The 26,157-nt window shown below is 75.1% G+C and carries 27 protein-coding genes; 18 read left to right on the top strand and 9 right to left on the bottom strand.

The window, feature by feature from the left end; genetic code table 11:
• Positions 1–273, top strand: coding sequence for a F0F1 ATP synthase subunit epsilon (locus AYX06_RS04395; protein ID WP_062734757.1), 273 nt, complete (start codon positions 1–3; stop codon positions 271–273).
• A gap of 127 nt (positions 274–400) precedes the next feature.
• A complete protein-coding gene (gene murA, locus AYX06_RS04390) occupies positions 401–1,678 on the top strand; it encodes a UDP-N-acetylglucosamine 1-carboxyvinyltransferase (protein ID WP_062734756.1) in 1,278 nt (425 codons plus the stop codon).
• 78 nt (positions 1,679–1,756) lie between these two features.
• On the opposite strand, the gene AYX06_RS04385 is transcribed toward murA, so the two are convergent.
• Both AYX06_RS04385 and nucS read right to left on the bottom strand, forming a co-directional pair.
• Positions 1,757–1,960 (bottom strand): cold-shock protein, encoded by a 204-nt coding sequence (locus AYX06_RS04385; RefSeq protein ID WP_017833253.1) that lies wholly within the window; start codon positions 1,958–1,960, stop codon positions 1,757–1,759.
• Positions 1,961–2,238: 278 nt separating this feature from the next.
• Positions 2,239–2,934: an endonuclease NucS gene (nucS, locus tag AYX06_RS04380; protein WP_062734755.1), complete on the bottom strand. Its 696-nt coding sequence runs from the start codon at positions 2,932–2,934 to the stop codon at positions 2,239–2,241.
• A gap of 63 nt (positions 2,935–2,997) precedes the next feature.
• Here nucS and AYX06_RS04375 point away from each other — a divergent pair, with 63 nt between their 5' ends.
• The gene (locus AYX06_RS04375) at positions 2,998–3,342 is read left to right on the top strand and encodes a hypothetical protein (protein WP_062734754.1); all 345 of its coding nucleotides are present in this window, start codon (positions 2,998–3,000) and stop codon (positions 3,340–3,342) included.
• A gap of 30 nt (positions 3,343–3,372) precedes the next feature.
• Here the strand turns inward: AYX06_RS04375 and AYX06_RS04370 are convergent, their stop codons facing one another.
• Entirely contained in the window at positions 3,373–4,602 is a 1,230-nt protein-coding gene (locus tag AYX06_RS04370) for an AI-2E family transporter (protein WP_062734753.1), read from the bottom strand.
• A 224-nt stretch (positions 4,603–4,826) separates the two neighbouring features.
• Between AYX06_RS04370 and AYX06_RS04365 the strand changes: the two genes are divergently transcribed.
• The 5 genes from AYX06_RS04365 to AYX06_RS04345 all read left to right on the top strand — a co-directional run bounded on the left by AYX06_RS04365 (position 4,827) and on the right by AYX06_RS04345 (position 10,783).
• On the top strand, positions 4,827–5,786 hold the full coding sequence (locus AYX06_RS04365) for a tetratricopeptide repeat protein (protein ID WP_062734752.1): 960 nt from the start codon (positions 4,827–4,829) through the stop codon (positions 5,784–5,786).
• A 194-nt stretch (positions 5,787–5,980) separates the two neighbouring features.
• Positions 5,981–6,832 carry an ABC transporter ATP-binding protein gene (locus AYX06_RS04360; RefSeq protein ID WP_062734751.1) on the top strand — a complete coding sequence of 284 codons (852 nt, stop codon included), beginning with the start codon at positions 5,981–5,983 and terminating at the stop codon, positions 6,830–6,832.
• Positions 6,814–8,466: a hypothetical protein gene (locus tag AYX06_RS04355; protein ID WP_198161415.1), complete on the top strand. Its 1,653-nt coding sequence runs from the start codon at positions 6,814–6,816 to the stop codon at positions 8,464–8,466. Before AYX06_RS04360 ends, AYX06_RS04355 begins: the two co-directional genes overlap by 19 nt.
• A gap of 51 nt (positions 8,467–8,517) precedes the next feature.
• Entirely contained in the window at positions 8,518–8,856 is a 339-nt protein-coding gene (locus tag AYX06_RS04350; protein ID WP_084271443.1) for a DUF3039 domain-containing protein, read from the top strand.
• Between the two features lie 124 nt (positions 8,857–8,980).
• Positions 8,981–10,783, top strand: coding sequence for a DEAD/DEAH box helicase (locus AYX06_RS04345; RefSeq protein ID WP_062734749.1), 1,803 nt, complete (start codon positions 8,981–8,983; stop codon positions 10,781–10,783).
• Between the two features lie 93 nt (positions 10,784–10,876).
• Here the strand turns inward: AYX06_RS04345 and AYX06_RS04340 are convergent, their stop codons facing one another.
• Both AYX06_RS04340 and AYX06_RS04335 read right to left on the bottom strand, forming a co-directional pair.
• Entirely contained in the window at positions 10,877–11,488 is a 612-nt protein-coding gene (locus AYX06_RS04340) for an isochorismatase family protein (protein ID WP_062734748.1), read from the bottom strand.
• Positions 11,489–11,580: 92 nt separating this feature from the next.
• Positions 11,581–12,930, bottom strand: coding sequence for a nicotinate phosphoribosyltransferase (locus AYX06_RS04335; RefSeq protein ID WP_371860046.1), 1,350 nt, complete (start codon positions 12,928–12,930; stop codon positions 11,581–11,583).
• A gap of 55 nt (positions 12,931–12,985) precedes the next feature.
• On the opposite strand from AYX06_RS04335, the gene clpS reads away from it, so the two are divergent.
• The 8 genes from clpS (at position 12,986) to AYX06_RS04295 (ending at position 18,920) form a co-directional block, all read left to right on the top strand.
• A complete protein-coding gene (clpS, locus tag AYX06_RS04330; RefSeq protein ID WP_062734747.1) occupies positions 12,986–13,324 on the top strand; it encodes an ATP-dependent Clp protease adapter ClpS in 339 nt (112 codons plus the stop codon).
• A complete protein-coding gene (locus AYX06_RS04325; RefSeq protein WP_062734746.1) occupies positions 13,325–13,885 on the top strand; it encodes a DUF2017 domain-containing protein in 561 nt (186 codons plus the stop codon).
• Between the two features lie 128 nt (positions 13,886–14,013).
• The gene (gene murI, locus AYX06_RS04320; protein WP_062734745.1) at positions 14,014–14,958 is read left to right on the top strand and encodes a glutamate racemase; all 945 of its coding nucleotides are present in this window, start codon (positions 14,014–14,016) and stop codon (positions 14,956–14,958) included.
• A 56-nt stretch (positions 14,959–15,014) separates the two neighbouring features.
• The gene (locus AYX06_RS04315; RefSeq protein ID WP_062734744.1) at positions 15,015–15,842 is read left to right on the top strand and encodes an MBL fold metallo-hydrolase; all 828 of its coding nucleotides are present in this window, start codon (positions 15,015–15,017) and stop codon (positions 15,840–15,842) included.
• 56 nt (positions 15,843–15,898) lie between these two features.
• Positions 15,899–16,684: a ribonuclease PH gene (gene rph / locus AYX06_RS04310; protein ID WP_062734743.1), complete on the top strand. Its 786-nt coding sequence runs from the start codon at positions 15,899–15,901 to the stop codon at positions 16,682–16,684.
• A complete protein-coding gene (gene rdgB / locus AYX06_RS04305) occupies positions 16,677–17,327 on the top strand; it encodes an RdgB/HAM1 family non-canonical purine NTP pyrophosphatase (protein WP_062734742.1) in 651 nt (216 codons plus the stop codon). Before rph ends, rdgB begins: the two co-directional genes overlap by 8 nt.
• Before the next feature lie 26 nt (positions 17,328–17,353).
• Positions 17,354–18,220 carry a phosphotransferase family protein gene (locus tag AYX06_RS04300; RefSeq protein WP_062734741.1) on the top strand — a complete coding sequence of 289 codons (867 nt, stop codon included), beginning with the start codon at positions 17,354–17,356 and terminating at the stop codon, positions 18,218–18,220.
• Between the two features lie 22 nt (positions 18,221–18,242).
• Positions 18,243–18,920 (top strand): exonuclease domain-containing protein, encoded by a 678-nt coding sequence (locus tag AYX06_RS04295; protein ID WP_084271442.1) that lies wholly within the window; start codon positions 18,243–18,245, stop codon positions 18,918–18,920.
• Here AYX06_RS04295 and AYX06_RS04290 read toward each other — a convergent pair.
• On the bottom strand, positions 18,892–20,007 hold the full coding sequence (locus AYX06_RS04290) for an ADP-ribosylglycohydrolase family protein (RefSeq protein ID WP_062734740.1): 1,116 nt from the start codon (positions 20,005–20,007) through the stop codon (positions 18,892–18,894). The two genes, AYX06_RS04295 and AYX06_RS04290, sit on opposite strands and share 29 nt — an antisense overlap.
• 177 nt (positions 20,008–20,184) lie before the next feature.
• Between AYX06_RS04290 and AYX06_RS04285 the strand changes: the two genes are divergently transcribed.
• Both AYX06_RS04285 and AYX06_RS04280 read left to right on the top strand, forming a co-directional pair.
• The gene (locus tag AYX06_RS04285; protein WP_062734739.1) at positions 20,185–21,318 is read left to right on the top strand and encodes an MIP/aquaporin family protein; all 1,134 of its coding nucleotides are present in this window, start codon (positions 20,185–20,187) and stop codon (positions 21,316–21,318) included.
• Between the two features lie 175 nt (positions 21,319–21,493).
• Positions 21,494–22,801, top strand: coding sequence for a hypothetical protein (locus AYX06_RS04280; RefSeq protein WP_062734738.1), 1,308 nt, complete (start codon positions 21,494–21,496; stop codon positions 22,799–22,801).
• Positions 22,802–22,843: 42 nt separating this feature from the next.
• Here the strand turns inward: AYX06_RS04280 and AYX06_RS04275 are convergent, their stop codons facing one another.
• From AYX06_RS04275 to AYX06_RS04265, 3 genes are all read right to left on the bottom strand, one after another.
• Complete coding sequence (locus tag AYX06_RS04275; RefSeq protein ID WP_084271441.1) at positions 22,844–23,629, bottom strand: MBL fold metallo-hydrolase; 786 nt, start codon at positions 23,627–23,629, stop codon at positions 22,844–22,846.
• The gene (locus AYX06_RS04270) at positions 23,626–24,747 is read right to left on the bottom strand and encodes an S-(hydroxymethyl)mycothiol dehydrogenase (protein WP_062734737.1); all 1,122 of its coding nucleotides are present in this window, start codon (positions 24,745–24,747) and stop codon (positions 23,626–23,628) included. Before AYX06_RS04270 ends, AYX06_RS04275 begins: the two co-directional genes overlap by 4 nt.
• A 201-nt stretch (positions 24,748–24,948) precedes the next feature.
• Positions 24,949–26,061: a YihY/virulence factor BrkB family protein gene (locus AYX06_RS04265; RefSeq protein ID WP_062734736.1), complete on the bottom strand. Its 1,113-nt coding sequence runs from the start codon at positions 26,059–26,061 to the stop codon at positions 24,949–24,951.
• Positions 26,062–26,157: the final 96 nt, after the last annotated feature.

Here is a 26,157-nt window from a genome sequence, read left to right as displayed (position 1 = left end):
ATGGCCGAGATGATCGTCGAAATCGTCTCCCTCGAGCGCTCGGAGTGGACCGGCACGGCCCGGATGGTGCGCGTGCGCACCTCCGAGGGCGACATCGGCATCCTGCCCGGGCACGAGGCCGTGGCCGGTCTGCTCCGGCCCGGTGACTTCGCGCTCGACCCGGTGGACGGCGCGCGCGTCGAGGGCACCATCGACTCCGGGTTCGTGTTCGTCGACAACGACCGGGTCACCATCGTGGCGGACAACGTGGAGCTCACCAGCGCCGCCGCCTGATCCGACCGGCCGCGGGGCCGTCGCCCCGCTCAGCACGCACAGTCGCGGCCTCCGCACCACCGGTGCGGAGGCCGCGGCCGTACCCGGGGCCCGGCGGGCACCCGGCCGAGACCGCCCAGGAGAGTGGATGGAAGAGAAGATCGTCGTGCACGGACCGACCGCGGTCGGGGGCACGCTGCGCGTCTCCGGGGCGAAGAACAGCGTCCTGAAGCTCATGGCCGCGGCGCTGCTGGCCGAGGGCGAGTCCACGATCACCAACGTGCCGGAGATCCACGACGTGACCATCATGGCGGAGCTGCTGCGCCGCCTGGGCTGCGCGGTGGCCTACGACCGGGTCGCCAAGACCGTGCGGATCGACGTCCCGGCCGCGCTGCACCACCAGGCGGACTACGACCTGGTCCGGGCCATGCGCGCGTCGATCTCCGTGCTGGGCCCGCTGGTCGCCCGCTGCCGGGTCGCCGAGGTGGCCCTGCCCGGCGGGGACGCGATCGGCGCCCGGGGCCTGGACATGCACCGGGCGGGGCTCGAGGCGATGGGGGCGGTGCTGCAGATCGAGCGCGGCTACCTGGTGGCCTCCGTCCCGCAGGCCCTGCGCGGGACGCCCTTCCGGCTGGACTACCCCTCGGTGGGGGCCACCGAGAACCTGATGATGGCCGCGACGCTGGCCGAGGGCACCACCGTGATCGACAACGCCGCGCGGGAGCCGGAGATCGTGGACATCGGGCGGATGCTGCAGGGCATGGGCGCCCGGATCGAGGGCCTGGGCACGAGCACCGTGACGGTGACCGGGGTCGCCTCCCTGCACCCGGTGGCGCACCGGACGGTGCCGGACCGCATCGTCGCCGGCACGTGGGCCTTCGCCGCCGCCGTGACCGGGGGGACCGTGCGGATCGAGGGGGCGGAACCGGGCCACCTGGCCGTGGTGCTCGACAAGCTGCGCGCGGCCGGGTGCCGCGTGGACACGCAGGACGGCTGCCTGGTGGTGGCCGGGCCGCAGCGGCCCCGGGCGATCAACGTCTCCACCCTGCCGTACCCGGGGTTCCCCACCGACCTCCAGCCGTTCGTGGTCGCCCTCAACGCGGTCGCCGAGGGCTCGGGCATGGTCACCGAGAACGTCTTCGAGGCCCGCTGGGGCTTCACCGCGGAGCTGGAGCGCCTGGGGGCCAGCGTGCGGCTCGACGGCCACCACGCCCTCGTCGCCGGGGTGCCCGTGCTCTCCGGGGCGCCCGTGGAGGCGAAGGACATCCGGGCGGGCGCGGCCCTGGTGATCGCCGGGATGGCCGCGGTGGGCACCACCGACGTGCACGGCGTGGAGCACGTCGACCGCGGCTACGAGCACTTCGTGGAGCAGCTGGCGGCGGCCGGGGCCGCCGTCGAGCGGCACCTGGCCGGCGCCGCGTCCTGAGCCGCCGGCCGGCAACGGAGGAGCCCCGCACCCGGGACGGGTGCGGGGCTCCTGCTCAGCCGGTGCGCGGAAAGCGGATCAGATGAGCGTGACGCCGGTGGCCTGCGGGCCCTTCTGGCCCTGGCCGATCTCGAACTCGACGCGCTGGTTCTCCTCGAGGGTGCGGAAGCCGCCCGACTGGATCTCGGAGTAGTGGACGAAGACGTCCGAGTCGGAGTCGTCGGGGGTGATGAAGCCGAAGCCCTTCTCGGCGTTGAACCACTTGACGGTGCCCTGGGCCATGAAATCTCTCCTTGCGAGATGGTGCGAAACGTGTGCACAGGTCGTGCACGGGAGGGCGGTAGGACGAGATGAGCCGAGGACCGTCGTGCCGGCCCCGCGGGGCCGGAGTCGGGATCCGGGTCGAACGTCACGCTCGCTTACCCGTTCTGCGAGCATGCAAAACATGGAACGAAGAACATGTTCAGCTTCACACATCCCCCGGGGACGGTCAACGTTGTTCGCCTGCTGACCATCCGCGCCGCCGGGGTGTTCGCTCACCGCGTGACGGGCCGCCGGGCTCAGAACAGCCGCGCGTCGCTGTCGTCCACCCCGCGCATGCCGTCGTAGTCGAGGGTGAGGCAGGCGATGCCGCGGTCCTCGGCGAGCACCCGGGCCTGGGGCTTGATCAGCTGCGCGGCGTACACCCCGCGCACGGGCGCCAGCAGGGGGTCGCGGTTGAGCAGCTCCAGGTAGCGGGTGAGCTGCTCCACACCGTCGATGTCCCCGCGGCGCTTGAGCTCCACCGCCACGGTCGCCCCCGCCGCGTCGCGGGCGAGGATGTCCACCGGCCCGATCGCGGTGGGGTACTCCCGCCGCACGAGCGTGTGCCCGGCCCCGAGCAGGTGGATCTGCTCGGCGAGCAGGCGCTGCAGGTCGGCCTCGACCCCGTCCTTCACCAGACCGGGGTCCACGCCCAGCTCGTGCGAGACGTCCTCGTGGATCTCGAAGAGCTGGATGACCAGGCGGTCGTCGCTCTTGGCCGCCTGCACCGTCCAGGTCTGCACGACGCCCTCGGCCGCGAGCTCGGCCTCCGGCTCGCCCACGTGCAGCCGGGCCGGCGGGCTCATCCAGTTCAGGGGCTTGTAGCTGCCCCCGTCCGAGTGCACGAGCACGGAGCCGTCGGCCTTCACGAGGAGCAGACGGCGGGCGGCGGGCAGGTGGGCGCGCAGACGCCCTTCATAGTCGACGGAGCAATCGGCAATGACGAGACGCACGGGGACCAGCCTAACCAACCCCGGGGACGCCCCGCGCCGGGGGCCGTGTGAGAGGATGTCGCCGTGCCCCGCTCCAACCACTCCTCGCGAGGCCGCCGGGCCGGCGGCCCGGCCACCGGTGCCCGCGCCAGCAAGTGGCAGCGCGCCGCGGCGCGGGAGCCCTGGTCGGTGGAGCGGGTCCTGGAGCCGGCGCCCACGGTGGAGCGCGCCCCCGACGGCGACTGGATGGTCCGCCACGTCCGTCCGGCCAACGCGGTGAAGACCTACGTCTGCCCCGGGTGCGGCCGGTCCATCCCGCCGGGGATCGCCCACCTCGTCGTCTGGCAGCAGGACTCCCTCCTGGGCGCGCGGAGCGCCTTCGAGGACCGGCGGCACTGGCACGAGCGCTGCTGGCGGACGCGCCGCTGAGCACCGTCCAGCTGAGCACCGCCCAGGGCCTCAGCGGTCGTCCTGGCGCGGGACGAACACCTCCCGCACGAGGATGAGGCCCGCCGCGGCCGTGGGGATGGCGATGAGCGCGCCGAGCACCCCCCACAGCGCCCCGCCGGCGGCCACGGCGATGACCGCGATGGCGCCCGGCACGGCCACGGCCCGGCGCATGATCCGCGGCGAGACGAAGTAGGCCTCCACCTGCAGGTAGGCGAAGTAGCCGATCGCGTAGGGCACGGCCGTCCCCCAGCCGGCGGTCACGGCCACGAGGGAGACGAGGATCCCGGCCAGCACCCCGCCCACCAGGGGGACGAAGGCGAGCAGCGCCACGACCAGGGACAGCAGCGCCGCGAACGGCACCCCGGTGAGCAGCATGAGGGTCAGCGCCACCGCGGCGTTGAGCAGGGCCACGCAGGTCTGGCCCACCACGTAGTTGCCGACCCCGCGCAGCATCCGGTCGCCCAGCTCCTGGACGCGGGCGCGGCGGGAGGCCGGGGCGAGCCGGTAGGCCCACTGGGTCATCAGCGGCAGGGAGGCCAGGAAGTACAGGGTCAGGGCGAGCACGATCAGGGTCCCCGCCACGGCGTTGAGCACCACCGAGCCCAGGCCCACGACCCCGCCGAAGAGCCCGCCCAGCAGCTCGCTGTCGGCCCCGATCCGCCCGCCCAGGCCCTGCAGCCACTGCTCGGTGGAGTCGCGGATCCGGAACCGGGAGTCCAGCTCCGCGAAGCTGCGCGAGGCGAGGAGCCCGTCGACGAGCCGGGGCGCCCGCTCGGCCAGCTGGGCGGCCTCGGCCACGATCCGGGGGACCACGAGGGCGATCAGTGCGGCCAGCGCCCCGGCCAGGCCCAGCACCACGAGCGCCACCGCCCCCGGGCGCGGCACCGACCGCGCCTCGAGCCACCTCACGAGGGGCTCGAGACCGAGGGCGAGGAACGTGGCCGTGACGACCCAGCCGACCAGCGGCCCGACGTTCGCCAGCACCCACCAGCCGAGCAGCGCCAGGCCCACCCCGACCGCCAGCAGGAACCCGGTCTGCACGGGGCGCAGCAGCCCCGGCGGCTGCGGCGGCCGCGCGGGGCGCTCCCCGCGCTCGGGCGGCACCTCGAAGCGGCGGCGCGGCCGCGCCCCGGGCAGGGGGCGCAGGAAGCGGTCCACGGCCCCGGCGCGGCGCGCGCGGGCCGGCTCCGGGCGGGGTTGCCCGGCCTCCTGCGCGGGCCCGGGGTCGGGTGGCGTCATGGCTGCTCCAGTGCGGTCGGCGGCGCCGCGGACCCGTCTGCGCCGTCGTCCGGCCGGGCCCCGGTCACGCCGGAAGCGTACACCGGCCCGCGCCGGTGGCCGAGCCGCGGTCCGCCGTCGATAATCGACGGTAGACCCGCGGCGCCCGCCGCGCCGCCACCCCGGATCCGCCCGGCTCCCACCGGCCCGGCCGGGGCCACCGCCGAGTTCCCCAGGAGACGCTTGTGAACGAGTTCCCGCACCAGCAGCCGCGCAGCGCCGCAGAGCCCGCCCCGCAGCCCGAGCCGGCCCTGCCCGCCTCCGTACGGGGGGCCGTGGACCTGGGGGCGGCGCCCGCACCGGCCGCCGCGCCCGCGGGCTACCCCGGGGAGGGCGCCGCCGGGGGCTACCGCCGCGAGGTGAGCACCGCGGACTTCCAGGAGGTCGCCCAGCTCTCCACGCAGGTCCCGGTCGTCTTCGCCCTGTGGGCGCGCTTCAGCCAGCAGTCCGTGGCCTTCGCCGACACCCTCGAGCAGGTCGTCGACCGCTACCGCGGCCGGATGCTGCTGGCCTCCGTGGACGCCGAGGCGTCCCCGGAGATCGCGCAGATGTTCCAGGCGCAGTCCGTGCCGACCGTCGTGGCCCTGCTGGGCGGGCGCCCCGTGCCGCTGTTCAACTCCACCGTCCCGGCCGAGCAGGCGGCCCAGCTCCTGGACGAGCTGCTGGGCCTGGCCGAGCAGAACGGGATCTCGGGCACCGTGGAGCCCGTGCGCGCCGACGAGCCCGAGCCGCTGCCCCCACTGCACCAGGAGGCGGCGGACGCCCTCGAGGCGGGGGACCTCGACGCCGCCGAGGCCGCCTACCGCAGGGCCATCGCCGAGAACCCGGGGGACCGGGACGCCAAGCTCGCCCTCGCCCAGGTCCACCTCCTCCAGCGGGTGCTGCCGCTGGACGCCGCCACGGTGCGCGCCGAGGCCGCCGCCGCCCCGGACGACGTCGCGGCGCAGCTGGCGGTGGCCGACCTCGACGTCTCGGGCGGGCACGTCGAGGACGCCTTCCGGCGGCTGCTGGACCTCGTGCGCCGCACCGCGGGGGAGGACCGCGACACCGTGCGCCGGCGCCTGCTGGAGCTCTTCGACGTGGTCGGCGCCGAGGACCCCCGGGTGGTCACGGCCCGGGGCTCCCTGATGCGCGCCCTCTTCTGAGGCCCGATCCCCGTCAGCCGGTGCTGAGGCCGGGCTCCGCCGCCGCGTGCTGAGGCCGGGTTCCGCCGCCGGGTTGCGGGTCCGGGCTTCCGGGGCAGGGCTCCGCCGCCCGGGGGAGCCCGGTCGCGGAGCGGGTCGGCGGGATCCGTCGCGCGCCGGAGGCGGCCCGGACCCGGCCTGCCTACGCTGGTGGCATGAGCCACCAGCCGCCCCTTCCCCCCGCCCCGGTCCCGTCCGCGGCGCCGGACCGGTCCGCCCCGCCGCCCGGCGGGCAGCCCGCGCTGAGCGTGCGCGGGCTGGTCCGGGTCTTCGGCCGGCCCGGGACCCCGGACGCCAAGGTCGCCGTGGACCGGGTCGACCTCGACGTGCCGCGCGGGTCCTTCTTCGGCCTCGTCGGCCGCAACGGCGCCGGCAAGACCACCATGCTGTCCATGGCCACCGGTCTGCTGCGCCCCACGGCGGGGACGGTCCGGGTCGCCGGGGTGGACGTGTGGGCCGAGCCCCGGCGGGCGAAGCAGCTGATGGGCGTTCTGCCCGACGGCGTGCACCTGTTCGACCGGCTCACGGGCCGGCAGCTGGTGACCTACTCGGGCCTGCTGCGCGGGATGGACCGCGAGGTCGTGGCCGAGCGCGCCGAGGACCTCCTGCGGGCCATGGACCTGCTGGGCGACGCCGGCACCCAGGTGCAGGACTACTCCGCGGGCATGACCAAGAAGATCGCCCTGGCGGGCGCCCTCGTGCACGCCCCGAGCCTGCTCGTGCTCGACGAGCCGTTCGAGTCGGTGGACCCCGTCTCGGCGGCCAACATCCGCGGGATCCTGCACGGTTTCGTGGCCGCGGGCGGCACCGTGGTGGTCTCCAGCCACGTCATGGACCTGGTGCAGCGGATGTGCGACCACGTGGCGGTCATGGACCGCGGCCGGGTGCTCGCCGCGGGCACGGTCGACGAGGTGCGGGCCGGAGCATCCCTGGAGGACCGTTTCGTGGAGCTCGTCGGCGGCCGCCGGGAGACGGGGGAGGAGCTCTCGTGGCTGCGCCCGGAGTGAGCCCCGGCCTCGCGCCCGCCCCGCACGGGCCCGTGCCCGGCCGCGCCGGTGCGGCGCTGCCGGTCCGCCACCTCGTGGGGCTCAAGGCGAGGATCCTGCTCAACACCCTCACCCGCAGCACCTGGGTGCTCGTGGGCACCGTCGTGGGCGCGGCCTACTTCCTGTTCCTGCTGGTCACCTCGCTCGTGGGGCTGTTCCTGCTCGGCCGGGAGGAGCTGTCCCTCGTGCGGACCGTGCTGGTCCTGGCCGGGTCCGCGGCGACCCTGGCCTGGTGGCTGGTGCCCGTCCTCGCCTCCCGCGCCGACGCGACCCTGGACCCGGCCCGGCTGGCCCTGTTCCCGCTCACGGTCGGCCAGGTCCAGTGGGGGCAGGCCCTCGGCGCCCTCGTCGGGGTCCCCGGGGCCCTGACGGCGCTCGCGCTGGCCGGGTCCGTGCTCGCCTGGCGGTCCTCGGCCGCGGCCGTGCTCACCGCCCTCGTCTGTCTGCCCCTGGCCCTCGCGCTGCTGTTCACGGGATCCCGCTGCGTCACGGCGCTCGCGATCGGGCTGAGCCGCCGGCGCCGGCTCACCGAGCTGCTGTCGGTGGTCGCGCTCATGGGCCTGGTCTTCCTCGGCCCCCTGTTCGCCGGGGCGGTGAGCGGGCTGGAGCTCGTGTGGGAGCGGCTCCCGGAGTACGCCGCGACCCTGGCCTGGACACCGCTGGGCGCCGTCTGGGCCCTGCCCGCCGACGCGGCCGCCGGCCGGTGGGCCGCGGCCGCCGCGCGGCTGGGCGTGGCCGCGCTGACCGTGCTCGCCCTCGTGCTGCTCTGGCGGGTCGCCCAGCAGCGTGCCCTCACCAGCACGGCCGGGGAGCGGGCCGCGGCGGCCGGCGGGAGCGACGGCGCCGGGCTCCTCGACCGGCTGCCGTCCCGCCCCTGGGCCGCCGTCGCGGCCCGCTGCCTGATCTACTGGGTCCGCGACCCGCGCTACTCGGCGGGTCTGCTCGTGATCCCGGCGATCGCCGTGCTGCTGTGGCTGACCCGCGACCCCGGCGGGCCCAACGTCCTGTTCCACGCCCTGGGGCCCATGGTGGCCGCGCTGATGGCCTACACGATCTCCGCCGACGTCTCCTCGGACAACACCGCCGTCCACCTGCACCTGCTGACGGGGCTGCGCGGCGTGCACGACCGCGCGGGGCGGGTGCTCGCCCTGCTGGTGGTCGCGGCGCCGCTCGCGGCACTCGGGCTGCTGCTGCCCCTGGCGGTGGAGGGCCGCTGGCACCTGCTGCCGGGGCTGCTGGGCACCACGGTGCTGGCGCTGCTCGGCGGGTGCGGCCTGGCCTCGGTGATGTCGGCCCGCTACACCTATCCGGTGGCCCCGCCGGGCTCCTCCCCGCTGAAGACCCCGGAGGGGTTCACGGTGCTCAACGTGCTCGTGCAGTTCGTTGCCCTGGCCCTCATGCTGGTCCTCACGCTGCCCGCGGCCGTGCCCCTGCTGGTGCACGCCGCCGGAGGGAGCGCCGGGTGGGGCTGGGCGGCGCTGGCCGCCGGGCTGGTGCTGGGCCCGCTGCTGTGCGCGCTCGGCGTCGTCGTGGGCGGGCGCTGGTACGACCGGCGGGCCCCGGAGCTGCTCCAGGAGGTGGCCCGGTTCCGCTGAGCCTGCGCCGGGTCGCACGCCCGGCGACGGCGACGGGGTAAACTGGCGCCCATGCACTCCTTCCCAGCCTCCACCACCGGCACCCCGACCAGCGGGCTGGACGACAGCCCCTACGGCACCGATCCGGCGCAGCCGGCGGGCGGCACCACGACCATCGAGCGCGAGGAGACCCGGGAGCTCCAGGAGCCCGGTGACCACGAGCGCTTCGCGCACTACGTGCGCAAGGAGAAGATCATGGAGTCCGCCCTCTCCGGCGAGCCCGTGATCGCGCTGTGCGGCAAGGTCTGGGTGCCGGGGCGGGACCCGCAGCGGTTCCCCGTGTGCCCCACCTGCAAGGAGATCTACGAGGGCCTGCGCCCGAGCAACGACAGCGGCGACGACCAGGGCTGAGCACGGCTCTTCCGACGAAGCGCCCGCCGCCGGCGGGCGCTTTTGCGTGGCCCGCCGCCGCGCCCCTCCCACCCGCCGCGCCCGTGCCGGGCCGCGGCACCACGAGCGAAAGGACGTCGCCCCCGTGTCCCAGGACGACCAGCTGTCCTTGTTCGGCGCCGCTGCCGCCGATCTCCCCCCGGCCTATCCGGACCGCGCCGCGTGGGGGACGGCCCCCAAGCTGCGCGCCTGGCAGGCGGAGGCGCTGCAGCGCTACTTCGAGGCCCAGCCCCAGGACTTCATGGCCGTGGCGACCCCCGGGGCCGGCAAGACGACCTTCGCGCTGCGGGTGGCCAAGGAGCTCTTCGACCGCGGCACCGTCAACCGCATCACGGTGGTGACCCCCACCGACCACCTGAAGCGGCAGTGGGCGGACGCCGCCGCCCGGGTGGGGCTGGCGATCGACCCGAACTTCAAGAACTCGGACGGCTCCCACGGCCGGGACTACCTGGGCGCCGCGGTGACGTACTCGCAGGTGGCCATGAAGCCGCTGCTCCACCGCGCCCGCACCGAGGCCGGCCGCACCCTGGTGATCATGGACGAGATCCACCACGCCGGGGACTCGCTGACCTGGGGCGACGGACTGCAGGAGGCCTTCGACCCGGCCGTGCGCCGGCTCGCGCTGACCGGCACCCCGTTCCGCTCGGACACCGCCCCGATCCCCTTCGTGCGCTACGTGGAGGACGGGGACGGCATCCGCCGCTCCAGCGCGGACTACACCTACGGCTACGGGGACGCCCTCAAGGACCACGTGGTGCGACCGGTGATCTTCCTCGCCTACTCGGGGCAGATGCGCTGGCGCACGAGCGCGGGGGAGGAGATGGCCGCGGAGCTCGGCGAGGGCTTCACCAAGGACATCACCTCACAGGCCTGGCGCACCGCGCTGGACCCCCAGGGGCAGTGGATCCCCTCGGTGCTGCAGGCCGCCGACCAGCGGCTCACCGAGGTGCGGCGCACCGTGCCCGACGCCGGGGCGCTGGTCATCGCGACCGACCACCAGGACGCCAAGGCCTATGCCGCCCAGCTGCGCCGGATCACCGGGGAGAACCCCACCGTGGTGCTCTCCGACGACAAGGGCGCCTCGGACCGGATCGACGAGTTCTCCGCCGGGGACAGCCGCTGGATGGTCGCCGTGCGCATGGTCTCGGAGGGCGTGGACGTCCCGCGCCTGGCCGTGGGCGTCTACGCGACGTCCACCTCCACCCCGCTGTTCTTCGCCCAGGCCGTCGGCCGCTTCGTGCGCGCCCGCAAGCGCGGGGAGACGGCGTCCGTGTTCCTGCCGTCCGTGCCCGCGCTGATGCAGCTGGCCAACGAGATGGAGGCCGAGCGGGACCACGCCCTCGACAAGCCGGCGGCCGCGGAGACCGGCCTGCCCGCCGACCCGATGGAGGAGGGCTGGGACGACGACCTGCTCGAGGAGGCCAACCGCGAGGAGAAGGCGTCCTCGACCCTCGCCCAGGGCCGCTTCGAGGCCATCGGCTCCGACGCGTCCTTCCACGGCGTGCTCTTCGACGGCGGCGCCTTCGGCGGCGGCGTGGCCGTGGGCTCCGAGGAGGAGGCCGACTTCCTGGGCATCCCCGGGCTGCTCGAGGCGGACCAGGTCTCGGCGCTGCTGCGGGAGCGGCAGTCCCAGCACGCCCGTCGCCGCTCGGGCACGGCCCGGGCACCGGAGGCGCCGGCGGTGCCCGACCACCGGCGGCTCAAGGAGCTGCGCTCCACCCTGTCCAAGAACGTCTCGGCCTGGGCGTCGCGCACGGGCACCCCGCACGGCATGGTGCACAACGAGCTGCGCCGGGTCTGCGGGGGCCCGCCGGTGGCGCAGGCCAACGAGGAGCAGCTGCAGGCCCGGGTGAAGAAGCTCCAGGACTGGTTCATCGGCCGCAAATAACCCCACCTCTCATCCCCGCGAGGTCGCGGCTGCCGGCCACCGGGGCGCCCTCGGCCGCCGACAGCCGCGACCTCGCGGGGAGAACAGCAGGGGTCAGGGGCGGACGATCTCGACGCCCGCGTCGGCCATCTCCTGCAGGGCGCGGGCGGTGGAGTCCTCGGCGACACCGGCGGTGAGCCCGACCAGCACCCGGGTGTCGTAGCCGGCCTCGACGGCGTCCAGGGCGGTGGCCCGCACGCAGTGGTCGGTGGCCAGGCCCACGATGTCCACGGCCTCGATCTCGTGCTCGCGCAGCCAGTCGTCCAGGCTGACGTCGGGCTCGTCGTCGACGTCCTCGTCGTCGCCCATCGGCACGTCCGCGTCCGGGGCGAGCAGGCCCTCGAAGCCGGAGTAGGCGGCGTCGTGCTCGCCCTTGCGGAACCACGCCTGGATCCAGTCGGTGTCCAGGTCCGGGTGCGAGTGCGCGCCGGCCGACTCGGCCACGCAGTGCACGGGCCAGGAGTGCACGTAGTCGGGCTCGTCGGAGAAGTGCGCCCCCGGGTCGATGTGCCAGTCCTGGGTCGCGGCGACGGCGGCGTACTCCCCGTGGTGGTTCTCGAGGTGCTCCGACACGGCGGCGGCCACCTCCGCGCCGCCGGTCACGGGGAGCGCCCCGCCCTCGCAGAAGTCGTTCTGCACGTCGACGACGATCAGTGCGGTCCTCATGGTGCTCCTCCTCTAGTCGGCCGGCTCCGGCGGGATGGGCTCGGGCCGGGTCGGTGCGGGTCGGTGGGGTGGGGTCGGGCGGGCCCGGGGGCTCAGGCGGCCGCCTCCGGTTCGACGACGGTGGGGATCACGGGGTCGCCCTCGCTCAGCCGCCGGGCGGAGCGGGGGAGCTCGGCCATCGAGGCGCTGTGCCGGGTCCGCGCCCGCTCCACGCCGGCCGGACCGGTCCAGCCGTCGAGCAGCTGCCCGTCGCGGACGAAGTCCTCGAGCAGGGGCCGGTCGTCGCCGTCGTCGAGCGGGGACCGGCCGACCCCGACCATCTCGTGGGTGGCGGTGCCCCGCTCGTCGCGGCGGCGCAGCGCGTACTTGCGCCCGCCGAGGGAGGCCTTGCCCACGGCGGCCTTGGCCACGGGCTGCAGCGTCCCGGAGGAGTCCTCCCGGGCCACGAGCTTGTAGACCATGGAGGAGGTCGGGGCGCCGGAGCCGGTGACCACGCGGGTGCCCACGCCGAAGGCGTCGACCGGGGCGGCGTTGAGCGCCGCGATCGCGTACTCGTCGAGGTCGGAGGTGACGGTGATCCGGGTGTCCGGGTTGCCGAGCTCGTCGAGCAGGCCGCGGACCCACGAGGCCTGGGTGACGAGGTCCCCGGAGTCCAGGCGCACCCCGCCCAGCTCGGGCCCGGCGAGCTGCACGGCCTTGCGCACGGCCGCCTCCACGTCGTAGGTGTCCACGAGCAGCGTGGTGCCGCGGCCCATCGACCCCAGCTGGGCGCGGAAGGCGTCCTCCTCGCTGTCGTGCAGGAGGGTGAAGGAGTGGGCGGCGGTGCCCACGGTCCGGAGCCCGTAGCGGTGGCCGGCCTCGAGGTTGGACGTCGAGTCGAAGCCGCCGATCACCGCCGCGCGCGCCGCCGCGACGGCGGCCTCCTCGTGGGCCCGGCGCGAGCCCATCTCGATGCACGGGCGGCCCGCCGCCGCGCCGACCATGCGGGAGGCGGCCGAGGCCACGGCGCTGTCGTAGTTGAGCACGGACAGGAAGTAGGTCTCCAGGACGCACGCCTCCGCGAACGTCGCCTCCACCACGAGCAGCGGCGAGGAGGGGAAGTAGGCCTCGCCCTCGGCGTAGCCGGAGATCGAGCCCGTGAACCGAAACCCGGCCAGGTAGTCCAGGGTGGAGCGGTTCACCACGCCGGTGGCGGCGAGGAAGCTCAGCTGCTCGTCGTCGAAGCAGAAGCTCTCCAGGCCCTCCAGCAGGCGGCCGGTGCCGGCCACCACGCCGTAGCGGCGCCCGGCCGGCAGGCGCCGGGCGAACACCTCGAACACGCTGCGCCGGTGCGCGGTGCCCGAGTGCAGGGCCGCCTGCAGCATGGTCAGCTCGTAGTGGTCGGTCATCAGGGACGTGGGCGGCGGGGTCCACGGGTGGCTGCGCTGGTTCACGGGCACCACTCTAGCGACGCCGCCGGTGCGCCCGGCCTCCGGGACTCGCTACGATGGACGGACCATGCACTGCACCCTCCCCGCCGCCGTCCGCGCCGCGGCCACCGTTTCCCCGGAGACCGGCACCCGGACCACCGGGGAGACGTCGGTGTCCTCGGCGACCGAGCGCCCCTGGAACGTGGTCGTCTGGGACGACCCGGTCAACCTCATGAGCTACGTGACGTACGTGTTCCGCTCCTACTTCGGCTACCCGGAGGACAAGGCGCGGTCCCTGATGCTGGAGGTCCACCACCACGGGCGCTCCGTCGTGGCCAGCGGCTCCCTGGAGGAGGCCGAGACCCACACGGCGGCCATGCACGGCTTCGGGCTGTGGGCCACCTTCGAGCAGGCGGGGGGACGCTGAGTGGCACAGGGATTCCGGTCGACCCGCAAGGGCATCACCGCCCGGTTCGAGGACGCGGAGAAGGAGCTGCTGCAGAAGCTCTTCGCGGACGTGGCGCAGACCCTGGCCCCCCAGGAGCCGGCCGCGCAGGACCCGCTGGAGCGGATGCTGGGAGTGTCCGCGGACGCCTCCGCCCCGGAGGACTCCGCGCTGCGGCGGCTGCTGCCCGACGCCAGCCCCGACCCGGAGCGAGCCGCGGAGTTCCGCCGGTACACGGAGCGGGGGCTGCGGGAGACCAAGATGGGCGCGCTCAAGCAGGCCGCCCTGGCCCTGGAGGCCCAGCCCGTGCGCCTGGACCCCGAGCAGGCCCAGGCCTTCGGGCAGGCGCTCAACGACGTCCGGCTGGTGCTGGCCGACCGGCTGGAGATCCGCAGCCAGGAGGACGCCGAACGGGTCGGCCGCTACGACGACTGGTCCACGATCGAGGACGTCGAGGCGTACATGTCGCTGCTGTACAACTTCGTCTCGTGGCTGCAGGAGACCCTCATGGAGGCGCTGCTGCACGACCTGCCCCGTCACTGACCCGGGACTGACCAGCGGCGGAGCGTGCGGGGCGCCCCCGCGAGAGGGTGCGGGTGACCGTGATCACACCGCCGCGGCCGCCGTGGGGTTTGGGGCGGCGGCACGCCCGGGACTACGCTCTTGACGATATGCAGGATGACGACGTCTTCGGGCCCGGCGGCCGGGCCGCGCGCGGCCCCAATCCCGGCTCACCCATCGGCGTGTTCGACTCCGGGGTGGGCGGGCTCACCGTGGCCCGCGCCATCATCGACCAGCTCCCGCACGAGGAGATCGTCTACGTGGGCGACACCGCGCACGGGCCCTACGGGCCCCTGCCGATCGCCCAGGTGCGGGCGCACGCCCTGCGGATCATGGACGAGCTCGTCGACTCCGGGGTGAAGCTGCTGGTGATCGCCTGCAACACGGCCTCGGCCGCGGTGCTGCGCGACGCCCGGGAGCGCTACACCCGGGTCTACGGCATCCCGGTGGTCGAGGTGATCCAGCCGGCGGTGCGCCGCGCGGTGGCCTCGACCCGCAACGGCCGGATCGGCGTGATCGGCACCGAGGCCACCGTGGGCTCGCGCGCCTACGACGACACCTTCGCCGCCGCCCCGCACCTGCGGATCGACTCGGTGGCCTGCCCGGCGTTCGTCGACTACGTGGAGGCGGGGGTCACCACCGGCCCCGGGCTGCTCGCGACGGCGCAGGGCTATCTCGGCCCGCTCAAGGACGCGGGCGTGGACACGGTCGTGCTGGGCTGCACCCACTACCCGCTGCTCACCGGCGTGATCTCCTACGTCATGGGCGACACCGTCACCCTGGTCTCCAGCGCGGAGGAGACCGCCCAGGACGTCTACCGGGCGCTCGTCAGCCACGGGCTCGAGCGCGAACCGGGGGCGCCGGGCGGATCGGCCCGGCACGAGTTCCTCGCCACCGGGGACGCGGCGTCCTTCGAGGTCCTCGCCCGGCGCTTCCTCGGCCCGGAGGTGGCGCGCGTGCGGCACACCAGCTCCGTGGCGGAGCAGTTCCCCACGGGCTCGCTCGCCCGGATCACCCCGGAGATGATCGGGGGCGCCGGCCCCTCCGGCCCCTGAAGCCCAGCGGCCGGTGCGGCCGCCGTCCCACCGGTTCCCCTGGAAGGCTCTCGCCCATGAAACTCACCATCATCGGATGCACCGGATCCTTCGCGGGTCCGGACTCCCCGGCCTCCTGCTACCTGGTCAGCGGCGAGGACGCCGACGGCCGGGTCTGGCGGATCCTGCTGGACATGGGCAACGGCGCCCTGGGCGTGCTCCAGCGGCACCTGGACCTGCACGACATCGACGCCGTGCTGGTCAGCCACCTGCACCCGGACCACTGCATCGATCTCGCCGGGCTGCACGTGGCCGTCAAGTGGGACCCGCGGGGCTGGGGCGGGGCCCGGATCCCGCTGTGGGGGCCCACCGGGATCCACGACTACCTCAGCAACACCCACGGCCTGCCGCTGGACCCGGGCATGCACGGGGAGTTCGACTTCCACTCCTGGGTGCCCGAGCAGCCCGTGCGGATCGGGCCGTTCACGGTCACGCCCTACCTGGTGGAGCACCCCATCCCCGAGCCCTACGCCCTGCGCCTGGACTACGACGGGGTGATGGGGCCCAGCACGCTGACCTACTCCGGGGACACGGACGCCTGCGCGGGGCTGGTGCGCGCCGCGCACGACGCCGACGTGTTCCTCTGCGAGGCCGCCTACCACGAGGGCCGCGACGACGCCCTGCGCGGCATCCACCTCACCGGCCGGCGCGCCGGCGAGGCGGCCCGGGATGCCGGGGCGCGCAAGCTGCTGCTGACCCACCTGCCCGTCTGGAACTCGCCGACGCGCGCGGTGGAGGAGGCCGAGGAGGTCTTCGAGGGCCCCATCGGCCTGGCCGAGCCGGCCTACACCTACCGCATCGTCCGGCACAGCAGCGGCCGCCCCGCCGCCGCCGTCGGTCCGTGACCCCCGGCGCCGCGGACGGGGCGTCCCGGCCCGGACCGAGGAGTAAGGTGGGGCCCATGGAAACCCCCGTCGACACGACCGCCCCGGCCTCCTCGACCCCGGGGGCGACCCGGGCGGACGGCCGCTCACCCGACGAGCTGCGGCCCATCACCATCACCCGCGGCTGGTCCCAGCAGGCGGAGGGCTCCGCGCTCATCGAGTTCGGCAGCACCCGGGTGCTGTGCACGGCCTCCGTGACGGAGGGCGTTCCGCGCTGGCTGAAGGGGGAGGGGCGCGGCTGGGTGACCGCCGAGTACGCCATGCTCCCGCGCGCCACCTCCACCCGCTCCGCCCGGGAGTCCGTCAAGGGCAAGATCGGCGGGCGCACCCACGAGATCTCCCGGCTCATCGGCCGGTCCCTGCGCTCGGTCATCGACCTGTCCGCCCTGGGAGAGAACACCGTGGTCCTCGACTGCGACGTCCTCCAGGCCGACGGCGGGACCCGCACCGCCGCGATCACCGGGGCGTACGTGGCGCTGGCCGAGGCGGTGAACTGGGCGCGCGCCGAGGGGCTGATCGCCCGGCGCGCCCAGCCGCTGACCGACACCGTCGCCGCCGTGTCCGTCGGGATCATCGACGGGGTGCCGATGCTCGACCTCCCCTACGTGGAGGACGTGCGGGCCGAGACCGACATGAACGTGGTCGTCACCGGCTCCGGCGACTTCGTGGAGGTGCAGGGCACCGCCGAGGGCGCCCCGTTCGACCGCGCCGAGCTCGACGCCCTGCTGGACCTGGCGCTCGCCGGCTGCGCCCAGCTGACCCAGATCCAGGTGGAGACGCTGCGGGAGGGCGACGGTGCCTGAGCACGACGGCGCCCGTGTGGTGCTGGCCACCCACAACCCCGGCAAGCTGACCGAGCTGCGGGAGATGATCGCGGCCGCGCTGCCCGGGGCGGACGTGCAGCGGCTCGTGGTGGACGCCGCCGCCGCGGGCGCCCCCGACGTCGTCGAGGACGGCACCACCTTCGCGGCCAATGCCCTGCTCAAGGCCCGCTCCGCGGCCGCCGCCACGGGGCTGATCGCCGTGGCCGACGACTCCGGGCTGGCCGTGGACGTGCTGCACGGCGCCCCCGGGATCTTCTCGGCGCGGTGGTCCGGCCGGCACGGCGACGACGCCGCCAACCTGCGGCTGCTGCTCGACCAGCTCGCCGACATCCCCGACGCCCACCGCGGCGCCGAGTTCGTGTGCGCCGCGGCCCTGGCGACCCCCGACGGGCGGGAGCACGTGGAGACCGGGACGCTGCGCGGCACGCTGCTGCGGGAGCCCGTGGGGGAGGGCGGCTTCGGCTACGACCCCGTCCTGCTGCCGGAGGGCTCGGACCGGTCCGTCGCCCAGCTCACCCGCGCCGAGAAGAACGCCGTCAGCCACCGGGGCCGGGCCATGAGCGCCCTGCTCCCGCACCTCCTGGCCGCGCTCGGCGCGGACTCCGGCACCGTCCCCGGCTGAGCCCACCCGGACCGAGAAGACAGCCCATGCCCTGGTCGTCGCTCCAGCACCTCCCCTTCGCCGGCGCCGTCGAGGCCGTCCTGGCCGAGGCGGGGATCCGCGTGGCGCGCAGCGAGTGGGAGGTCCACGCCGGCGGCTCCGCGCACGTGGTGGTGAACGTGGGGCACATCATCTCCGTGCGGATCGCGAAGAACCTCACCGTCTGCGAGCAGGTGGAGCGGCGCACGGAGGTCCTGCGCCGGCTGCCCCGCTTCTCCTTCCCTATCCCGCGTCCGCTGACGGGCGTGGTGGTCGCCAACGGCTACACGGGGGTGGGGCTGACCTGGCTCCCCGGGGTGCCGCACCCGCCCGGGTACGGCGACCCGGCCGTGCTGCACCGGGTGCTGACCGAGCTCGCGGAGGTCGACGCCTCCGGCTTCGCCGCCTACCTGGACCGGCCCGGTCAGCACTGGGGCGGGCACCGCCGCCGGCACGTGCTCCTCGACGAGGTCATCCCGCGGCTGCTGCCCCGCAACCAGGGGGCGGCCCTGCAGGCCGTGGCCGAGCTCGCGGCGCTGCCCACCGTCACCCCCTCCCTGGTGCACGGGGACCTGATGGGGCACAACATGCTCTGGGACGGGGAGGAGCTCACCGGCATCATCGACTGGGACCACGCCTGTCTCTACGACCCCGCCCACGACGCAGCCTCCCTCGGGCTGTGGTACGGCTGGGACGTCCTGCGGTCCGCCGTGTCCGAGTCGGTCTACGAGCGGGCCCGGTTGCACGCACGCACGTTCCCGCTGCAGGCGATCGCCTACGCCATGCACCACGACCTCGACACCGCCCAGGTCAACCAGGCCATCGCCCGGGCGGACGAGTGGATCGAGACCCACCTGCGCGGCGTCCACGCCTGAGCCGGGGCAGTAGGCTGTTCCGGTGCCTTTTCCCGCTTCCCCCGACACCGACGCACCGTCCCCCGCCCCGGCTCCCGGGACGACCGGCGCCGGGCCCTCGCCGGCCCCGTCCTCCCTCGACTTCACCGCGATCGACTTCGAGACCGCCAACCGCTTCATCGGCTCGCCGTGCGCGGTGGGACTGGTCCGGGTCCGCGGCGGGGTGGTGGTGGAGGAGCGCTCCGCGTACATGCGTCCCCCGCGCACCCGCGCCTCCTTCGACCCCGGCAACGTCCGCATCCACGGGATCACCGAGCGCACCGTCGCCGACCACCCGGTCTTCGACGAGCTGTGGCCCCGGATCGAGGACTGGATCCTCGCCGACGACGCCGACGAGCTGGTCGTGGCGCACAACGCGGCCTTCGACATGGGCGTGATCCGCGCCGCCTGCGCGGAGACGGGCACCCGGCACGCCCCGCTGGCGTACGCGTGCAGCCTCGCGCTGGCCCGGCGCGGCTACGACCTGCCCTCCTACGCGCTGCCGCGGGCGGCGGAGGCCGCCGGCGTCCCCCTGGAGCGCCACCACGACGCCCTCGAGGACGCCCGGGCCTGCGCCGGGATCGTGGTGGACCTCGTCCGGCGCTCCGGGGCGGGCACGGTCGGGGCGCTGCTCGCCGGCTGCGGCCTGAGCGTCAGACGACTGGCGCCCCGACTTCCCTGAGCCAGCGCTCGGCGCAGTCGGCCACCGCGTCCCGGGCGTCCAGCAGGGCGAGCCACTCCGGGGGCAGGGCGGCCGTGCCCAGCGCCGCGCCCGTGACGGCGCCGGCGATCGATCCGGTGGCGTCCGGGGCGGCGCCGGAGGCCGTGCCCAGGCCCACCGCGCGGCGGAACACCGACTGCGGGTCCGCGGCCGCCGGGGCCTCGGCCTCGGCGCGCAGGGCCGCCCAGAGCCCGGCCGCCAGGACCACGGGCGCCGTCGGTTCCCCGGCGAGGACCTCGGGGCGCCCGCCGGGCAGCGCCTCCGGGGCCGGGGCCTGCGCACCGGCGGCGCGCACGGCGTCGTCGAGCCGGGCGAGGGTCTCGGCGACCGGGCGGGTGAGGTGCGCCGCGGTCTCGCGGGCGGCGGCGACGGCGGCGGCGACCGGCCGTGCCGTCCCCTCCCGGCGGGCCCGGACGGCGGCGTGGACGGTGAAGCCGTAGACCGCCGCGGCGGTCTGCGCCTCGGGGTGCCCGTGGGTCAGCGCCGCGCCGTTGATCGCCAGCGGCGCGAGGGTGCGCCACCCCACGTGGGGCAGCAGGCCGAAGGGGGCGGAGCGCGGCACGGCCGCGGCGTCCTCGGCGTCCGGCAGCAGCGGCCGCTCGACCTCGCCCATCCGTCCGCTCCGCAGGGCCTCCAGCACCGTGCCGGCCGGGTCCCGGACGGCGTGCAGGACCTCGTGCTCGTCGAGCCGGCGGGGCAGGGGCCGTGGTGCCTCGGACGGGTGGGGCACCCCCTGGGTGCGCAGCCAGCGCAGGTAGGCCAGCCACAGGCAGGCGGTCTCGTCGGCGGGCTGGCCGTCGTTGGCCCACTCCACGACCTCCAGGAGGGCGTCCAGCGTGTAGAGGGTCAGCTGCGTGTCGTCGGAGACCAGCAGCCGCCCGGCGCCGCCGTCGGCACCCGGGTGCTCGGCGTCCGGGGCGTCCGCGCCGGCCCGGTAGCCGATGGCGTCCCCCAGGGCCCCGCCCAGCAGGGCGGCGCGCACGGAGTCGGCGTACTCGGGCAGGGCGGGATCGTGGCCGGCGTCGGGGCGGAGGAGGGGTCCAGGCATGCGGTCAGTGTAGTCGGGCCCTGCCGTCGGGCCGTGCCGCCCAGCAGCGCGGTCCGGGTCCGCACCGCGGTGTCTCACCGCGCTTTCAGGTGGCCTGTGGTTCCATGGCACGGGCGTCCGCCGCCCCGACCGCCACGGCACCCCGTCCGTGTCGACCCGACCCCCCAGGAGCACCCGATGACCGAGAACGTCCGCACGACCCCCGTGCGCCCCGGCGCCGAGGAACCCGCCCACGGCAGCGCCCGCGCAGGCACTTCCACCGCCACCCTGGCCGGCACCCTCCCCGGTGCCCGGCCCGAGGATCGCCCCGAGCACCACCCCGAGCACCAAGCCGACGCCGTCCTCGCCGGCCGGCGCGACCCCGGGCCCACGGGCCTGGCGGCCCCGGTGCCCGCGGCCGCGCGCAAGGACCCGGGGCCGGCCGCCGGGCAGGACCCCTCCGCCCCGGCGCGGTGGGCCGCGGAGTTCGCGGGCACGGCGCTGCTCGTCTTCGCCGGGCTGGGCACCGGCATGTTCGCCACCGAGGTCATCGACTCCGCGCTGGGCTTCGGCCTCGGCCTGCTCGCCGCGGTCGTGGCCTTCGGGCACGTCTCCGGCGGCCACTTCAACCCGGCCGTGACGCTGGCCGCCGTGGTCGCGGGCCGGACCGCTCCGGGCTCCGCGATCGGCTACGTGGTGGCCCAGGTGCTGGGCGCGCTGAGCGCCGCGGGCGTGCTGTGGGCGGTGCTGATGACCCTGCTGGACTCCTCCACCACCGCCCAGGTGATCGGGGGGATCTCCAACGGCTTCGGGGCGAACTCCGCCTCGCAGGCGGGCTGGACCACGGTCCTGCTGGTCGAGTTCGTCGCCACCGCCCTGCTCGCCCTCGTGGTGCTCGGCTCCACCGCGCCCCGGGCCAACGCCGTGCTCGCCCCGGTCGCGATGGCCGCGGCGCTGGCCTTCCTGCTGACGGTCACCGCGCCGTTCGACGGCGGCTCGCTGAACCCCGCCCGCTCCACCGGCGCCGCCGTGGTCGCAGGCTCGTCCCACCTCGGGCAGCTGTGGCTCTTCTGGCTGGCCCCGCTGCTCGGCGGCCTCGTGGCCGGGCTCGCCCACCGCGCAGCCGGCCTCCGGCGCCCGCGGGCCGGCGCGGCCACGGACGCCGCCGCCCACGACAGCACCGCCCACGACAGCACCGTGCAGGACGGCACCGTGCAGGACAGCACTGTGCAGGACGGCACCGTGCGGGACAGCACCGTGCAGGACGCCACCGTGCCGGGCCCCGCCGCGGATCCCGTCCGTCGCGGAGCAGACCGGGACCCGTCGGCCTGAGCGGCGGACGCGGCCGGCCGCCCCGGCGCGGGCCGCTCCCGGCCACCTCCGGCCCGCGCCGGGGGCGCCGGGAGCGGCCCGCGGTCCGTGGGGCCGACGCTTTCCGTCATCGTCCGGGGCCGTGGCTAGGCTGGTGCGTGCCCCGGCGCCCACCGGAAGGAACCGGACCACCCTCGTGAGCAGCACGCGCGCCCCCGAACCGCTCGGCGGGATCAGCATGGCCAGCCGTTCGCCGCTGGCCGACTCCCGCGAGCTCGCCGCCGTGAGCGGCGCCCTCTACCCGGTGCTGACCCTGCTGGTGCGCCTGCCCCAGACCATGGTGCCGCTGGGCGTGCTCACCACGGTGGCCCTGATCTCCGGGTCGCCGGCTCTCGGCACGCTGTGCGCCGGGGCCGTGACCCTCGGCTCGGCCGTGTGCGGCCTGGCCATGGGGGCGGCCGCCTCCTGGCGGGGGCGCCAGCTCGGCCTCGTCCTGCTCACGCTGGCGAACCCGGTGGCGGTCTGGTGGCTGGTCCGGCTGCTGCCGGGGGCCTCCGCCGCCCCCGAGCCCGACCCCGCCCGGCTGGTCCTGCCGTGCCTGCTCGCCGGACTGGTCCTGCCGCAGATGGGCGTGGTCTGCCGGCTGCGCTGGTGGTCTCTGCTCGGCCGGGACGACCGGCAGGACCTCTTCGACACGGCGCTGCGCCACGAGAGCGTGATGGACTCCCTGGCGACCGTCCTGGCCGCCGTGGTCACCGGGCTCGTGGCCGTGAGGCTCGGGCCGGCCGCCGTGCTGGCGCTCTCGGCGGCCCTCACCCTGGCCGGCACCACCGTGTTCCTCCTGCACTGCTCGGCGCGGCTGCCGCGCCGGCTCATCCGCTTCCGCGCCCCGGCCGCCGCCGGGCTCACCCGGGCGGCCCGGCTCCGGCGCCGCCGGACCGCGCAGCTGCGCCTGCTCCCGGTGGTGGGCATGGGGGCGCTGGGGGCCCTGCTGGGGTCGATCCTGGGCTCCGTGGTCGTCTTCGCGATCTCCGTGGACGCGGTGGTCTCGGTGGCCTGGCTGTACGCGGTCACGGGGCTGACCTCGGCGGTCGCGGCGGTGTTCGCCTCCGCCCGCACCGAGGAGCTGCGGCTGTGGAACCGCTGGGTGGGGGCGGCGTCGGGGGCGGTGCTGGCCTCGATGCTGCTGACGGTCCCGGACGACTCCGTGGGGATGGTGCTCGCCCTGGCGGTGGCCGGGCTGACCACCGGGCCCTGCCTGGTGGCCGTCTACGAGCTCGCGCGGCTGGTGGCGCCGAGTTCCCGGGTCACGGCCCTCACCACGGTGATGACCGCGGCGATGAGCGTGGGGCTGACCGTGGGCCTCGTGCTCTCCGGGTGGTTCGGGGAGACGTGGGGCTACCGCACCGCGGCCCTGGTGCCCGTCGGCTCCGCGGCCCTGCTGCTCGCCGGGGCCCTGGGCTTCGTCCACCGGTGGCGGCGCACCCTCCTCGACGACGCGTGAGTCCCGCCGGGTCCGGTGACCGGGCCCGGCGGGACGGACGGCTCAGTGGCCGCGGTCGATCCACTCCTGCAGGTGCGGGGCCTCGGCCCCGATCGTGGTGGGGTCCCCGTGCCCGGTGAGCACCTGGGTCTCCGGCGGGAGGGTGAGCAGCCGCTCGCGGATCGACCCGATGATCGTGTCGAAGTCGCTGTAGGAGCGGCCCGTGGCCCCGGGCCCGCCCTGGAACAGGGTGTCCCCGGAGAAGAGGACCCCGGACCCGTCCAGCGCCGGGGCGGAGAAGCACACCGAGCCGGGGGAGTGGCCGGGGGTGTGCAGCACCGTGAGGGTCAGGCCGCCGACGGTGAACTCCTGTCCGTCCGCGAGCTCGGCGTCGAAGGCAGTGTGCGGGTAGACCTGCTCCCACAGCACGGTGTCCTCCGGGTGCAGGTGGATCTCCGCCCCCACCTGCCCGGCGACCTCCTTCACGGCCCGGATGTGGTCGTCGTGGGCGTGCGTGAGCAGGATCGCGACGACCCGTCGCCCGGCCACGGCCTCCACGACCTTCTGCGGGTCGTGGGCGGGGTCGATCACCACGCAGGCGTCGTCGTCGCCGACGAGCCACACGTTGTTCTCGACCTCCCAGGTGCCGCCGTCCAGGGAGAACGTGCCGGCGGTGACCAGCCGCTCCACCCGCACCTGCCCGGCGGCGGGGCGTGCGGGCACGGCCCCGGAGTCGTCGGGGTGCGCGCGCCCGGTGTCGGGCAGGGCGTCGCCGTCGACGGCCGGGGCGGCCGGATCGGGTGCGGACGCTCCGGACGCGGAGCCGGGGGTGGGGCCGGGGGCGCTCATCGGGCCGCCTCCGTGCCCGGGGCCGGGGCGATCTCGACGACGGAGCGCAGGACCTTGCCGGCGGTCATCTTCTCGAACGCCGGCTCCACCTCGCCGATGCCGATCCGCTCGGACACGAAGCCGTCCAGGTCCAGCCGGCCCAGCCGGTACTGGTCCACCAGCATCGGGAAGTCCCTCGAGGGCAGGGTGTCGCCGTACCAGGCGGACTTGATCGACCCGCCCCGGCCGAACACCTCGTCCAGCGGGATCTCCCAGGTCGTCCCCGGGGCCGGGACCCCCACCAGGACCATCCGCCCGGCCAGGTCACGGGCCTCGAAGGCCTGCTGGAAGGTCACCGCGATGCCCACCGCGTCGATCACCAGGTCCGCGCCGAACCCGCCGGTGAGCGCCTTGATCGCCTCCACCGGGTCCTGCTGCCGCGAGTTGACGGTGTGGGTGGCTCCGAACTGCTGCGCCGTGGCGAGCTTCTCGTCGTCGAGGTCCACCGCGATGATCGTGGTCGCCCCGGCCAGGGCGGCCCCGGCCACCGCGGCGGTGCCGACCCCGCCGCAGCCGATCACGGCCACGGACTCCCCGCGCTGCACGGCCCCGGTGTTGAGCACCGCCCCGATCCCGGCCATCACCCCGCAGCCGAGCAGGCCCACCGCGGCGTACTGGTGCGGTTCGAGCTCGGCCTCGATCTTGGTGCACTGCCCGGCCGCCACCAGGGTCTTCTCGGCGAACGCGCCGATGCCCAGGGCCGGGGACAGCGGGGTGCCGTCCTCCAGGGTCATCTTCTGGGTGGCGTTGTGGGTGGCGAAGCAGTACCAGGGCTGGCCCTTGCGGCAGGCCCGGCACTCCCCGCACACCGCGCGCCAGTTCAGGATCACGGCGTCGCCCACGGCGACCTCGGTGACCCCCTCGCCGACGGCCGAGACGATCCCGGCGGCCTCGTGGCCCAGCAGGTAGGGGAAGTCCTCGCCCACGGCCCCCACCTTGTAGTGGTGGTCGGTCTGGCACACCCCGCAGGTGAGCACGTCGACCAGTGCCTCCCCGGGCCCCGGGTCCGGCACCAGGATCGTCTCCAGGGTGGCCGGTGCGTTCTTCGCCGTGACGACGACTCCTCTGACCTCGTGCATGGGGAATGGTCCTTTCTGCGGACGACGTGGCGGTTCCGGTCCGGAACCCTGCTCCCCAGTCTAGGGAAGGGCGTCCCGGGTGCACCGGGGCCGCGGTGCACCCGGGAACGCCGCAGCGGCGACCCCGTGGCGCTGGAAGCCACGGTGCCGCCGCTGCGGGGCCCGCGGAGCTGCTGGCGCTCTGCGGTGCGGTGTTCCGGATCAGGAGGCCGAGCTGCCCTGGCGGGAGTTCCCGGAGTCGCCGGAGGAGTAGTCCAGGTGCTCGTGCTCCAGGCGCAGCTTGCGGCCCTGGTCGACGAGCTTGTCCTCCTTCTTGTCCTTCTTCTCGACCTGACGGGTGTCCCGCGGCGGGAGCTGGATGGTCTCCTCGGCCTTGATCCCGCCCTGCAGCTGGCGGCCGCGCTCCACCTCGGCGTCGATCTCCGCGCCCAGCAGCAGCACGTTGTTGATGATCCACAGCCCGAGCAGGAGGATGATGACCGAGCCGATGATGCCGTAGGTCGCGTTGTAGGACGCGAAGTTGGTGACGTACCACGTGAAGGCCGCCGCGGCCAGGGCGGCCACGAGCAGCGCGACGATGGAGCCCATGCTGATCCAGCGGAACTTGGGCTGCCGCACGTTGGGGGTGAAGTAGTAGAGCACCGCGATGAGGAGGACCGCCAGGACCACGACGACCGGCCACTTGGCGATGTTCCACACGGTCACGGCGGTGCTGCCGAGCCCGATGAGGTCACCCACCCACTGGGCGATGCCGCCGGAGATCAGCAGCATGAGCATGATCAGCACCACGATGAGCACGAGCACGAGGGTGACGAGGATGTTCATGGGCCGCAGCTTCCAGACGGGCCGGCCCTCCTCGACCTCGTAGATCCGGTTCATGGCCCGGCCGAAGGCCCCGGTGTAGCCGGAGGCGGTCCACAGGGCGCCGACGATACCGGTGACCAGGGCCAGCCCGGCGCCGGTGCTCGTGGTCAGGTTGTTGATCGGCCCCTCGAGCAGGGTGACGAGCTCGGGCGGCGCGGCGCCCTCGAGGAAGCCGGTGATCGCCTGGGTGGTCGCCTGGCCCTGCCCGAACACGCCGAGCAGGGAGACGATCGCCAGCAGCGCGGGGAAGAGGGAGAGCACCGCGAAGTACGTCAGCGACGCGGCGAGGTCGGTGCAGTCGTCCTTGGAGAACTCGGAGAGGGCGCGCTTGAAGACGTAGCCCCATGCGGGCTTGGTGATCTCCGTCGGGCTGTCCGGCTTGCGGGGGTCCTCGGGGTCGGGCGCGGTCTGCTCCTTGGACCGGCTGTCCTGGGTCGTGTCGTGTGCCATCGTGCACGTCCTTCGGTCGTGGCCGCCGGATGCGGTGCCTGGGCTCCGTCCGGCGGCGGGGGCGTGTGGGGGAGGTCTCGTGCATCAGTGTACTGA

This window comes from Kocuria turfanensis, assembly GCF_001580365.1.
Taxonomy (GTDB): domain Bacteria; phylum Actinomycetota; class Actinomycetes; order Actinomycetales; family Micrococcaceae; genus Kocuria; species Kocuria turfanensis.
Note: the sequence above shows the minus strand (reverse complement) of the source record. Positions and strands in the feature narration are given on the sequence as shown.